Here is a 13,035-nt window from a genome sequence, read left to right as displayed (position 1 = left end):
CCGATCTCGACATAACCGAAGAAACGACCGACCTCCGCGCTGTTCGGGGTCTCCATCACTTCCTGCGCCGGCCCCTCCTGGGCTATCCGTCCAGCCGCCAGCACCGCTACCCGATCGGCATACCAGCACAGCTGAGGGTCGTGGCTGACCGCAAGCACCGGCACGGCAAAATCCCGCACCTCGCGCAGCAGCTCCGCCAGGATCTCGTCTCGGGTCGGCACGTCCAGGGCCGAGGTGGGCTCGTCCAGCAGCAGGATCTCCGGACCACGGGCCATGGCCCGTGCCAGGGCCACGCGCTGCTTCTGGCCACCCGAAAGCTCCGCCGGGTAGCGCTGCGCCAGGGCCGACAGGCCGACCCGCTCCAAGAGCTCCATGGCCCGCTGTCGCGCGCCACGCCGCGGCAGCGGATAGGCCACGTTCTCCCAAGCACGCAGGTGCGGAAAGAGCGCGTAGCCCTGAGGCAGGTAGCCCACTCGCCGGCGGTGGGCCGGCAAGCCTTCGTAGGGCTCACCCTGCGCCGGCAGGAGTCCGGCGATGGCGCGTAGAAGACTGCTTTTGCCCGCACCGGAGAGACCCAGCAGCACGGTGAAGCCCTCGACCCGCAGAGATATTTCCAGGGCGATGGGTTGCGTCAGGCGGTAATGGATATCCACCATCAGCCGAACGCACGACGGCGGGAGTACAGGCCGAGAAAGAGCGGCACCGGTATGGCCACGAGAAAGAAGAACCAGAGCAAGGGATAGACCGCCTCCAGGCCGATGTCCTGAAGGTTCACCCAGAGTTTCACCGGAATCCCTTGAGGGAAATAGGCGACGATGAGGACGATACCAAACTCCCCCATGGCCCGAACCCAGGCCAGCGCGATGCCGGCCGCAAGACCCAATCGTGCCAGGGGCAGGCTGACGCGCCAGAAGGTATGCCAGGCATTGCGCCCCAGACTGCGGCTGATGTCTTCCAGCTCTTTCGGCACCGCCTCGAAGGCGGCACGTGCGGCGAGGACGAAATAGGGTATGGCTCCGTAGATCTGCGCCAGAATGAAGGCGGGCACGGAATTGGACAGTTGCAGGCCCAGATGGGAAAGCTGCATGCCGAGGCTGGAGTACGGGCCGTAGAAAGACGCGAGGAGAATGCCCAGGGCCAGGGGGGGTGTGAGCAGCGGCATCAACACCAGAGCATCCAGCCACCAGCGGGAGCGGCGATGCGCCAACCACCAGGCCAGCGGCGTACCCAAGGCCACCACGACGGCCACAGCCACCGTGCTGTAGAGGAAGGAAACCCGGGCGGCGTGAAGATCCCCCACAACGAAGTGGAAATGGCGCCAATCCGTCATGAAGACCAAGGCGGAAAAGGGCGCGAGGATGAACAGCAGGACCAAGGTGCTGAGCAAGGCGAGGGGAAGGCGTCCAGCGCCATCGGGGAGGCCTAGCGATAGGCCTTGCGCCGCCCTCGTCTCGCTCACGCCAAGCGCACCGTTCTGCTCGATCCGCCGCTGCAGCCCGCATCACTCCCCATTCCTACCGGCAAATAGCGCCAATACAGCGGTTCCAGGCGTAAACGGATCAACACCTTGGTTTCGGGCAGCAGCCGTGAACATTGCCAGGTCAAACGGCCAAGCTTGAGGGGAGCGCTATGTTCATGCATATACAAAAATGATCACTTTCCCACAGGCCTCTGTCAATGACTGTCAATGACGATTGCAGGCCGCCCGCCGCCGAGCCTCACAGCGCTTGGAGAAAGCGCGGCAGCTCTGTCGGTCCGGAGAGCACGGCGAAAGCCCCTTCCCGCATGAGGGTAGCGACATCGTCCACGCCGCAGGAGACCCCCAGGGCAGCCACTCCCGCCGCCCGCGCCATGGCCACATCGTGAACGGTATCACCGATCATCCAGGCCGCCCCAGCGGCGGTGCCGGTGGCTGCAAGAATCTCTTGAAGCATCTGCGGATGAGGCTTGGAGCGGGTCTCGTCGGCGCAGCGCGTCACTGCAAACAGGGACCCGAGGGAGGGATGGGCGGCGAGGGCGCGATCCAGGCCGCGGCGCGCCTTGCCGGTGGCCACCGCCAGGGTGAAACCTGCCTCCCGCAGGGACCTCAGGCTGTCTTCGACGCCTGGAAACAGAGGGGTATCCTCGGGATCTGCAGCAAAATAGCAGCGCCGGTAGCCCTCCAGGATACGCTCGCGTGCCGTTGCATCGGCCTCGGGCGCCAGACGCGCCAGCGCGTCGTTCAGACCGAGACCGATGATGCTCCGATAGTCTGCCTCACTGCGACCGGGCAGTCCGGCGTAGGCGAAAGCCGCCTCCAGACAGCGGCAGATCAGGGCGATACTATCCATGAGCGTGCCATCCCAGTCGAAAACCAGGAGGTCCGGACGATCGCAGGGCGCAACACTCACGGTTTGGCCCCCGCGCGCAGCCGCTCCAAAAGCGCCTGGAGATCGGCAGGCAGCGGCGCCTCCACCCGGATGATCCGCTCATCGCGAGGATGGGGGAAGGCCAGCAAGGCCGCGTGCAAAAAGAGACGCCGCAGACCCAGCGCGCGCATGGCCTCATTGAAGGGCTCGTCCCCGTATTTGGGATCGCCGGCGATGGGGTGTCCGATGGCCTGCAGGTGCACACGGATCTGGTGCGTTCGGCCCGTATCCAGTTCGGCCCGCAGCAGGGTTCCCTGCCCCAGATCCTCCTCCCGATAGAAGCGGGTCTGGGCGGCCTTGCCCTGGGCATGGTCCACCCGTACGACGCGCTCGCCCGACTGCAGAGTGTTCTTGCGCAAGGGCAACTGCACGACCCGCTCGGCCTCACGCCAGCGCCCCCCCACCAGCGCCAGATAACGCTTGGCCACGGCTTCCTCGCGCAGGGCCTGGTGCAGGCTGCGCAGGGCCGAACGGCGCTTGCTCAGGAGCAGACAGCCCGAAGTATCCCGATCCAGGCGATGGACCAGCTCCAGCTCCCGCAGATCCGGGCGCAATTGCCGCAGCGCCTCGATCACCCCAAAACGAATGCCGGAACCGCCGTGTACCGCCAGACCCGCAGGCTTGTCCAGCACCAGCACCCGGTCGTCCTCGTAGAGCACCCGCTCGCGCAGATCCACGGCGAGCTGCTCCGAGACCCGCGGAATCGCGGCGGGATCGGCACTGCGTACCGGCGGCAGGCGTAACACGTCGCCCAGGTTCAGATGGTAGTGCGGACGCGCTCGCCCCTTGTTGACGCGCACCTCGCCGCTGCGCAGGATCTTGTAGATGTGGGAGCGCGGCACGCCCTTCAGCACCCGCAGCAGGAAATTGTCCAGCCGCTGCCCCGCTTCCTCCGCCGTCACCTGCCAATGGCGCACGCCATTGTCTACCATACCTGCCTCCTGCCCCGCGCGTTTGCGATTCTATTCTCTTATGACATATATTTCGACACGGGATGCCGTGCAGTGAGAGTGCACCGTCTCCTCGTCGTCATCGTCGGGCCACCCGTCGATCCCATACATACACGCTGCGCTCCCCCGGGACGGGGTCGAGCGCGGGAGAAGAGAGAACATAATGAAACGCATGCTGATCAATGCCACCCATCCTGAGGAGTTGCGGGTGGCCCTTGTCGATGGCCAAAAACTCCTCGATCTCGACATCGAACACACCTTCAAGGAACAGAAAAAAAGCAACGTCTACAAAGGGCGTATCACCCGCATCGAGCCCAGCCTCGAAGCGGCCTTCGTCGACTACGGGGCCGAGCGGCACGGCTTCCTGCCCCTCAAGGAAATCTCGCGGGAGTATTTCAGCCAGCCCGAACAGCCGGGGCGCAAACGCATCCAGGATCTGCTGCGCGAGGGCCAGGAGGTCATCGTTCAGGTGGACAAGGAAGAGCGCTCCAGCAAAGGCGCCGCCCTCACCACCTTCGTCAGCCTTGCCGGTCGCTATCTCGTGCTCATGCCCAACAACCCGCGGGCGGGGGGTGTGTCGCGCCGCATCGAGGGTGAAGACCGCACCCAGATCCGCCAGCATCTGCAGATGCTGGACATTCCCGACAACATGGGCGTCATCGCCCGTACCGCTGGCATCGGCCAGGATTTCGAGGCCCTGCAGCGGGATCTGGAATACCTCAAACAGATCTGGCAGGCCATCGTCGAGGCGGCGGACAAGGCGCCTGCACCCTTCCTCATCTATCAGGAAGGCAATGTCGTGGTGCGCGCCCTGCGCGATCACTTCTCCGAGGACATCGGTGAGATCCTCATCGACGAAGAGAGTGCCTTCCAGGCGGCCCAGCAGTTCATGACGGCCATGATGCCCAAGGTATTGAACCGCCTGAAGCTCTACGACAACGACATCCCCCTCTTCAGCCGCTACCAGATCGAGCAGCAGATCGAGTCGGCCTTCAGCCGCGAGGTGCGCCTCGAGTCGGGCGGTGCCATCGTCATCGATCACACCGAGGCCCTGGTGGCCATCGACGTCAATTCCGGCAAGTCCACCAAAGGGCAGGACATTTCCGAAACGGCCTTCCAGACCAATCTCGAGGCCGCCGAGGAGGTCGCCCGGCAGATCCGTCTGCGCGATCTGGGCGGGCTCATCGTCGTCGACCTCATCGATATGGAATCGCCCAAACACCAGCGCGAGGTGGAAGCCCGGCTCAAGGAGGCCCTCAAACTGGATCGCGCCCGGGTGCAGGTGGGGCGCATCTCCCGCTTTGGTCTACTGGAGATGTCCCGTCAGCGTCTTGGCGCCAGCCTGGAAGAGGCCTCCTACGAGCCCTGCCCGCGCTGCAGCGGCACCGGTCAGATCCGTGGCTGCGAGGGCACAGCCCTGCACGTGCTGCGCCTCCTGCACGAAGAGGCGCTCAAGGCGGGCGCGGCCGAGGTGGAGTGCAAGGTGCCCATAGACGTCGCCGTCTATCTGCTCAACGAAAAACGGCTACCCCTGCTGGAGCTGGAGGCCAAGAGCAATACTCGGATCACCATCGTGCCCGATCCTTCCCTGCTCACCCCACATTACGACATCCAGCGGATCAAGGCCGAAGCAACGCCGGCCCACAACGAGCGGACCAACGCCGGCCGGCCCTTGCGTGATCTGCCCAATCGTCCGGCCCGGGCTCAAAACGCATCGGCCCAGGCTGCCCTCAATCCCCTGACGGCACCGCCACCTCCCAGTGTATTGCCACCCCCCAAGCCTCTGCAGCAAAGCCAGGCGTCCAAGGAAAAATCCCCGGCCAAGACAGCACCCTCCCCCAGCGAGGGTATTCTCGCCCGTTTCGTGCGCGCCCTGGTGTCGCGCTACGAGCCCATGGATGCCCAGAGCTTCCTCGCCCGTGCCTTGGGCGAAGAGGCGACGCCCGCCGTTGCGGAATCCGCTGGCGGCGATGAGGAAACCCGGTCGGCCGAGGATACCGCCAACTCCGGGCGCAGTGGCCGGCGCCGGCGCCGCGGTGGACGGCGGGCCCGGGCACGGCGTCAGAGCGGTCAGGAAGCGGGTCCGGACAAGGACGACGAGGCGACGGACGAGGCCCTGCTGGACACAGCGACGACACCGCATGTGGATGCGGAACCGCAACAGAAACGGCGACCGAAAGATGCCGCTGAGCCCGTGAAACCCACCCATGACCCGGAGACTCCGGTGGAGGAGGCCCTGCGCTATCCCGACACCCAGATCCCTCGGGCCGACGACTGGCACCAGATGATGATCCCTGCCGCCGCTGTCAATGGTGCTGCCGCGCCGGCCAGCATCCCTCTCGCGCAGACACATGCTTTGATAGAGACAGCGGCAGACCACGCTCCCGAAAGTCCCATGGATGCGGCTCCGAGGATACAATCCGGCGCGGGCGAACAGCGGGAGCTGCTGGAGCCATCCGTCGAAGGCGGCGGGGAGCTTTCCGAGGACGGTGCCGCAACTCCGGGTTCGCAGACCTGAGAAACGAGCCCGGCGGGCACCCAGCCCCCGGCTGGACCGTTTGCCACGCTGCCTGCAATCGTCCCGCCGTCGGCGGACGGCCGGGTTCAGCGCGTCGCCCCTGAACGGGTGCGGCCACTGCCGTGGGCCGTCACACGGCCCCGGTGGTGCCTCCCGTCTGACGCCAGGTCGTACCCCCCGGTCCGTCCTCCAGAAGGATACCGCGACCCTCCAGCTCCCGACGCAGGCGGTCGGCTTCGGTAAAATTGCGATCCCGTCGCGCAGCAGCCCGGGCAGCGATACAGGCCTCCACCCATTCCACATCCACACCCTCCGCATCCCCGCGCAAAAAATCCTCCGGATTCTGCTGCAGGATGCCCAGCACTGCCCCGAGGTCTTGCAGAAGCCTGGCCTGCGCCAAAAAAGCCTCGCCGGCGTCGCGGCGGCGATTGACCTCGCGAGCAAGGTCGAACAACACCGCCAGCGCCTCGGGCGTGTTGAAGTCATCCGCCATGGCGCGATGAAAATCCACGCTCCAGGATGCCTCAGGCAGAGCAGCAGCCTCGCCCTCGGGCAGATCCCGCAGGGCGGTGTACAGCCGCGTGAGTCCCGAGCGGGCCTGCTCCAGAACCTTCTCGCTGAAGTTCAATGGGCTGCGATAGTGGCTGTTCAGTATGAAGAAGCGCAGCACCTCGCCACCATAGACCGGCAGCAGATCCCGCACCAGCCGGAAGTTGCCCAAGGACTTGGACATCTTTTCCTCGTCGATGCGGACAAAGCCGTTGTGCATCCAGTGCTGGGCAAAGGCACATCCCGCCCCCTGGGACTGTGCGATCTCGTTCTCGTGGTGGGGAAACTGGAGGTCGGCGCCACCGCCGTGGATGTCGAAACGACAGCCCAGGGCCTCCTGAGACATGGCCGAGCACTCGATGTGCCAGCCCGGTCGCCCGCGCCCCCAGGGCGAATCCCAGGCAGGTTCGCCGGGCTTGGCCGCCTTCCACAGGGCAAAGTCCAGGGGATCGCGTTTGTCTTCGCCGGGTTCCACACGCGCACCACTGCGCAGCTCCTCCAGACTGCGGCCCGAGAGGCGGCCATATGCAGGAAAACTGCGCACCGCATAATAGACATCGCCGTTACCGGGCGCATAGGCGTGGCCGCGTTGCACCAGGGTTTCGATGAGTGCCAGCATTTGCCCGATATGCTGAGTGGCCCGCGGCTCCAGGGTCGGTGGGATGCAGCCCAGGGCCGTTTCGTCCTCGTGCATGGCCGCGATGAAACGCTGCGTGAGGGTATCCAAGGCCTCGCCCCGCTCCGCTGCCCGGCGGATGATCTTGTCGTCGATGTCCGTGATATTGCGGACATAGGTCACATCCAGACCGCGGGCGCGCAGATAGCGCACCACGGTGTCAAAGGTCACCATGACCCGGGCGTGACCCAGGTGGCAGTAATCGTAGACCGTCATGCCACAGACATAGAGGCCGACCTTGCCCGCCTGCGCAAGACTCAGGGGCAGCTTGCGCCGTTCCATGCTGTCGTGGATGTGGATGGGGGGCAGACTCTCGCTCATGGCGGACCTCAAAAAACCAAAAACTCAGATCGGTGCCGACGACTGTGCCCAGCGGCCCGCCTGCGCCAGGCGCTGGCGACAGCGCTCCGACCCCATCAGCGCGCACCAGCCCGCAAGCTCCGGGCCGTGCAGGCGCCCGGTGAGAGCAGCTCGCAGGGGCTGAAAGAGCGCGCGACCACGACGTCCGCTGGCCTCTTGCAGCGCCGCGACCCAGGCCTTCCAATCCTCAGCTTGGGCGCTGAAACTGTGCGCTGCCGCTGCCCAGAACTCCTCCGGCGTCTCCCGGAGTACCCTCAGGGCCTCGGGGTCGGGTTCCGGATCGTGCAGCAAGCGCTGCAGCCAGTCACGGACCTGCGCCGGAAAATGGATGTTGGGCCGAATCAGCTCCACAAAAGCGCGACGATCCTCGGGCTCCGCCAGCTCCGCCAGCTCCGCTGCCAACCAGGCTGCAAGCTGCTCGGTGGTCATGGACTGCACGGCCTGCGCCTGCCAATGCTCCAGTTGCTCGAGATCGAAGTGTGCCGGAGCACGGCCGATGCCTTCCAGGCGAAACCTCTGCCGTAACTCCGTATCGTCGAGGAGCCTGCCGTCCTCCTCGGCGTAATGGTGGCCGAGGCGCGCCAGATAGTTGCGCAGCGCCTGTGGCAAGAAACCCGCCTCCCGCAGATCTCGCAGACTGGCGGCACCGTGACGTTTGGACAGTGGCTGAGCGTCGCGCCCCAGCAGCAGGGGCAGATGCCCATAGCGCGGCGGTGTCAGGCCCAGAGCCTGTAGGATCAGGATCTGGCGCGGCGTGTTGCTGAGGTGATCCTCACCGCGCAGCACCAGATCCACCCCCATGAGGGCATCGTCCACGGCATTGGCAAAGAAGAAGGCCGGCGAACCGTCGCTGCGCCGGATGACGAAATCTCCGAGGTCTGCCAGCGCGTATTCCCGTTCACCCCAGATGAGGTCTGCCACCCGCAAGCGCCCCGTCGTCGCCACCCGAAAGCGCAGACTGGGCCGCAGACCCTGCGCTTCCATATCCGCCCGCGCGGAGGCGTCCAGATCCCGGCAACGCCCGGAATAGCGCGGCGCCCGACCCGCCGCTCTTTGCTGTTCCCGCTCCGCCGCCAGCATCTCCGGCGTGCAGTAGCAGGGATAAGCGAGCCCTGAGTCCAGCAGCCGCTGGTAGAGCTCGCCATAGATGGCTTGCCGCTCCATCTGCCGATAGGGGCCGTGGGCGCCCCCGCAGTCCGGTCCCTCGTCCCAGTCGAGGCCCAGCCAGCGCAGATCCTCCAACAGGGCATCTTCGTACTGGCGCGGCGAGCGCTCACGGTCCGTGTCCTCGATGCGCAGCACAAAACTCCCGCCATCGTGGCGCGCCGCCAGCCACGCGAAGAGCGCCGTGCGCGCATTGCCAAGGTGTAGGTATCCGGTAGGGCTGGGGGCAAAGCGACTCTTCTGAATCATCGTGGTATCATAGGCGGCTGGAGGGTCCTCGGCAACGCGCAGCAGAGCGCGATGAGGCAGTGATACCAAGGGAGAAACATGGCCAAGGCCAGAACGCCTGCTGCGCGCCAGCAAAAACCCAAGCGTCATATCGGTCGTTGGGTAGTCATCATCATTTTGCTCATCCTCGCCAATATCTTCATCGGGGCGGGGATCTACGTGTACCGTATCTGGCAGACGCTGCCGCCAGTCCACGAATTGAAGGAGTGGCGACCGGATGAGCCGCTGCGCATCTACGCCGCCGACGGTTCGCTGTTGCAGATCGTCGGACCGCAGACCCGCTTCGCCCTGCCCCTGGACCGCATCCCCGTCAAACTGCAAGAGGCCTTCATCGCCGCCGAAAACTCCCGTTTTTACAGCGACAACCCCCTCTACTACCCGGTCAGTTTCCCCGGCATCCTGCGCGCTGCCTGGGTCGACCTCATCCACATGGCCCCGGTACAGGGTGCCAGCACCATCCCCGAGCAGGTAGCCCGCAACTTCTATCTCACGCCACAGAAGACCATCACCCGCAAGGTGGCCGAGATCCTCCTCGCCTACAAGCTGGCCCAGCATTTCAGTCGCAAGCAGATCCTCGAGCTCTACCTCAACAAGATCTATCTCGGACAGGGCGCTTACGGTGTACAGGCGGCGGCGCGCACCTATTACGGCAAGAACGTCGACCAGCTCACCCTGGGCGAGATGGCCACCATCGCCGGACTGCCCCCCGCACCCTCCTACCTGAATCCGGTGGTCAACCCGGAGCTGGCCAAGAAACGTCGAGCCTATGTGCTCAAGCGCATGGAGATCCGCGGCTATATCGACCGTGCCCAGCTACAGAAAGCCGAGGCGGAACCCATACTCTCGCAGTACCACGTCACCGCCAGCAATTCCGCGCCCTACGTCACCGAGTGGATCGCCGACTGGCTGAGTCAGCAGTTCGGCAGCGATTTCACCTTCCGCTCCGGGCTCAAGGTCTACACCACCATCGTGCCCCAGGACCAGGAGGCTGCCAACCGCGCTGTCGCCGTCGGCCTCGAGAACTACGACATGGGTCTGTCCAGCCTCGACCCCAAAGCCTACCGCGGCCCCATCGCCACCCTCTCCGGTAGCGCCCTCCAGGATGCCCTCAAGGGCAAGCGACCCAGCATGCTACCCGCCCGGGATCCGGCCAATCTGCGCTGGGGTGTGGTGGAAAGTAGCAACGCCCAGCAGGCCCAGGTCTCCCTGGAAGGCAAGAAAACGGTGACCCTGACCCTCAAGGATGTCAGCTGGGCGCGGCCGCGCTACGGTGCACCCAAGCCGCGCACCGTGGATGCCGTGCTCCATCCCGGCGACCTCATCTGGTTGCGCCCCTACGTTGAAGCGCAAACCGCCGGTGCCGGCCAGGAATGGGGAGCCAATGTCTGGTCCTCTCCAGGCCCCAATGCCGGCTGGCAGCTGACCCAGATACCTCAGGTACAGGGGGCTCTGGTCAGCCTCGACAGTCGCACCGGTGCCATATCGGCCCTGGTGGGTGGCTTCAGTTACGAGCTCAGCCACTTCAACCGAGCCATCTTTGCCTACCGGCAGCCGGGATCCGGTTTCAAGCCCTTTGTCTACGCCGCAGCCATGGACGCACCAGCGCTGCTCGCGGCGGGTCACGACCACTACCTTACGCCCCAGAGCCTCATTCCCGACACACCCCTGTCCATCACCCTGCCCAATGGCCAGGTCTACACGCCCACCAACTACAGCAACAAATTTTCCAACACCCCCATCCCGGTCTGGGCCAACCTTGCCTACTCCCACAATGTGCCCAGCGTCCGCATTCTCATGGACATCGGCATACCCTACGCCGCCCAATACGTGCAGCGCTTCGGATTCCCGGCCAAGCAGATTCCCACGGTGCCATCCATGGTGCTGGGCTCCGGTGACTACACGCCCCTGCAGATGGCCCGCGGTTATGCCGTGTTCTCCAGCGGCGGCTTTCTGCCCAAGCCCTACCTCATCCGCAAGATCGTCAATTCCAGTGGCACCCAGATTTCCCTGCTCGATTGCCCTCTGGGCTACGCGCCGCCACCAGACCAAACGGCCATTCCGCCGGGTGTGGCCTACCTCATGACCGAGATGATGCAGCAGGTGATCAAGATCGGCACCGGGGTCGCCGCCCAGAGTCTTGGGCGCAACGACATTGCCGGCAAGACCGGTACCACCAACCACGAGACCAATGCCTGGTTCAACGGCTACACCCCCAAAGTCACCACCACGGTCTGGGTGGGCTACGACGACAACCGCAGCCTGGGACGTTGGGCGGCGGGCGCGCGCGAGGCGCTGCCTATCTGGATCCACTACATGCGCACGGCCATCTCGACCCGGCCCCAAGGTGGCTTTTTCCGGCCGCCCGATGTCGCCGGCCCGACGGAGAGCAGCGCGAACCCGGTGGGTGTCGCCGACTACCTTGCCGCCTATCCCCCCGTGGCCGCAACGGCCTCCAGCGAGAGTGCGGCGGGCGACGGAACCGATTCGGGCAGCAAACTCATCGAGACCATAAAAAATCTCTTTTGAGACGGCATACGCCGTATCGGAAGCACCCGGGAAAACATAGGATGCCCTCCGTGCTTTGACCGCGTCGGCCGCCTCTCGTTAGGATGGTCGACGGTTTCCACAGTGCTGCCCAAGGAGTCCGAGCGATGCAACCCACACTCAACGGTCAAGCGGTTCCCCTCAAAGGTCATTTTCCCGAGGCCGGCAGTACGGCCAAGGCGGCCACCCTCACCAATGCCAAACTGGAGGATAAAAGCCTCGACAGTTTCAGCGGCTGGCGCGTATTGAACATCTTTCCCAGCATCGACACCCCCACCTGCGCTGCTTCGGTGCGCCGCTTCAACGAGCTCGCCGCCAAGCTCCCGGATTGCAGCGTGCTCTGCATCTCCGCCGACCTCCCTTTTGCCCAGCAGCGCTTCTGTGGTGCCGAAGGTCTGGAGCGGGTACACACCCTGTCCTGCTTTCGCCATCCCGAATTCGGTGAGGACTATGGTGTAGCCATCGCTGATGGACCGCTCCGGGGCCTGCTGGCTCGCGCCGTCATCGTTCTCGATCCCCAGGGCAAGATCGTGCACAGCGAGATGGTCGCCCGGATCGAAGACGAGCCGGACTACGACGCAGCCCTCGCCCACCTGCCCCACTGAGCGCACATAGCGCTGACTGACCGCGGCAGGCTATTGGGGCGCACACACGCTTCGGTGTGCGCCCGCGCACCCATCCAACAGATTGACCTGATTTCCTAAATAAGCGATTCTCAGGACGTCGGGTGTATCCGACATAACTTGTTGTCTCTTCATTGTTTTTATACCAGGAGGTATTTATGTCTGCTGATCTCAACAAAGTTATGCAACTGGCCGGTGCTGTGGCTGCCGGACATTTCAGTGCCGACGGCAAGATGCTGGCCAAGGAAGGCCACATCGACGACGAGACCGCGCACATGGTCGCCATGATGTGCGCTGCCAACACCATGATGGGCAAGATGCAGGCCGAAAACTTCAGCAAGCACAGCCAGATGCACTGGGCGCCCTTCCACGGCTTTGCCGTTTCCGCAGGGGACTACACCGTCTGCACCATGGGCCACGTGGGCGTCTTCGTCGAGACCGCCAAGGCTGACTTCAACCAGGTTTTCAAGGTACTGGGTGAAGTGGCACACAACCACTGAGATCGTAGTTGATGTCTTATTGATTGCACAAAAACCATAGTGATTTTGGGGACAAGAGAGAATGCCCGGCACCACTGGAGTGATGCCGGGCAAGTCGTTTTCAACCCGCGGAGTTAATGGCGCGAGCTTATTGAACCACCGTGGTTCTCCACGCCGCCGGGCCACCCAAAGGTAGACCAGCGCCCAGAGCGTTCGGGAATCCCGTGGTACCTCCCGAACTGTTACGGCTAGCCGACCCCTGAAGTAGCACTCTGCCATTGAATATGGTTTCCGAGGGGCGGAAGGCCGTTCCCTGGCCAATCACGAACCCTTGCGTTATTGGGCTTCCGGTCGGTGAGACGAACGCGCCCGATGGGAATATCCCTGAGGTCAAGTTGAAAACGAAGTACTCGGCCAAAGAGACGCCGCAACTGCTCGACGATGCTGGCGGTACCGTCACCGGGACGATGACATTG

General features: G+C 64.3%; 11 protein-coding genes. 5 read left to right on the top strand and 6 right to left on the bottom strand.

Annotated elements, in window-relative coordinates; translation table 11 throughout:
- The 4 genes from Q0C23_RS00160 to rluC form a co-directional block, all read right to left on the bottom strand.
- The coding region (locus Q0C23_RS00160) for an ABC transporter ATP-binding protein (RefSeq protein WP_291510358.1) at positions 1 to 656 on the bottom strand (656 nt) is incomplete at its 3' end.
- Positions 656 to 1,459 carry a molybdenum ABC transporter permease gene (locus tag Q0C23_RS00155; RefSeq protein WP_291510357.1) on the bottom strand — a complete coding sequence of 268 codons (804 nt, stop codon included), beginning with the start codon at positions 1,457 to 1,459 and terminating at the stop codon, positions 656 to 658. The genes Q0C23_RS00155 and Q0C23_RS00160, both read right to left, overlap by 1 nt.
- 259 nt (positions 1,460 to 1,718) lie before the next feature.
- On the bottom strand, positions 1,719 to 2,390 hold the full coding sequence (locus Q0C23_RS00150; protein WP_291510356.1) for an HAD-IA family hydrolase: 672 nt from the start codon (positions 2,388 to 2,390) through the stop codon (positions 1,719 to 1,721).
- Positions 2,387 to 3,340: a 23S rRNA pseudouridine(955/2504/2580) synthase RluC gene (gene rluC / locus Q0C23_RS00145; protein ID WP_291510355.1), complete on the bottom strand. Its 954-nt coding sequence runs from the start codon at positions 3,338 to 3,340 to the stop codon at positions 2,387 to 2,389. Before rluC ends, Q0C23_RS00150 begins: the two co-directional genes overlap by 4 nt.
- 181 nt (positions 3,341 to 3,521) lie before the next feature.
- Between rluC and Q0C23_RS00140 the strand changes: the two genes are divergently transcribed.
- Positions 3,522 to 5,876, top strand: coding sequence for an Rne/Rng family ribonuclease (locus Q0C23_RS00140; RefSeq protein ID WP_291510354.1), 2,355 nt, complete (start codon positions 3,522 to 3,524; stop codon positions 5,874 to 5,876).
- Positions 5,877 to 6,006: 130 nt separating this feature from the next.
- Here Q0C23_RS00140 and cysS read toward each other — a convergent pair whose 3' ends face one another.
- The gene (gene cysS, locus Q0C23_RS00135; protein ID WP_291510353.1) at positions 6,007 to 7,422 is read right to left on the bottom strand and encodes a cysteine--tRNA ligase; all 1,416 of its coding nucleotides are present in this window, start codon (positions 7,420 to 7,422) and stop codon (positions 6,007 to 6,009) included.
- Positions 7,423 to 7,446: 24 nt separating this feature from the next.
- Positions 7,447 to 8,874 carry a glutamate--tRNA ligase gene (gene gltX, locus Q0C23_RS00130; protein ID WP_291510352.1) on the bottom strand — a complete coding sequence of 476 codons (1,428 nt, stop codon included), beginning with the start codon at positions 8,872 to 8,874 and terminating at the stop codon, positions 7,447 to 7,449.
- Positions 8,875 to 8,952: 78 nt separating this feature from the next.
- Between gltX and Q0C23_RS00125 the strand changes: the two genes are divergently transcribed.
- The 4 genes from Q0C23_RS00125 to Q0C23_RS00110 form a co-directional block, all read left to right on the top strand.
- Entirely contained in the window at positions 8,953 to 11,439 is a 2,487-nt protein-coding gene (locus Q0C23_RS00125; protein WP_291510351.1) for a penicillin-binding protein 1A, read from the top strand.
- Between the two features lie 125 nt (positions 11,440 to 11,564).
- Entirely contained in the window at positions 11,565 to 12,062 is a 498-nt protein-coding gene (tpx, locus tag Q0C23_RS00120; RefSeq protein ID WP_291510350.1) for a thiol peroxidase, read from the top strand.
- Between the two features lie 176 nt (positions 12,063 to 12,238).
- A complete protein-coding gene (locus Q0C23_RS00115) occupies positions 12,239 to 12,580 on the top strand; it encodes a DUF2173 family protein (protein WP_291510349.1) in 342 nt (113 codons plus the stop codon).
- 257 nt (positions 12,581 to 12,837) lie between these two features.
- Positions 12,838 to 13,035, top strand: a 198-nt coding sequence (locus tag Q0C23_RS00110) for a hypothetical protein (protein WP_291510348.1), incomplete at its 3' end; no start/stop codon positions are given.

Source organism: Acidithiobacillus sp. (assembly GCF_023256195.1).
Lineage (GTDB): Bacteria > Pseudomonadota > Gammaproteobacteria > Acidithiobacillales > Acidithiobacillaceae > Acidithiobacillus_A.
Note: the sequence above shows the minus strand (reverse complement) of the source record. Positions and strands in the feature narration are given on the sequence as shown.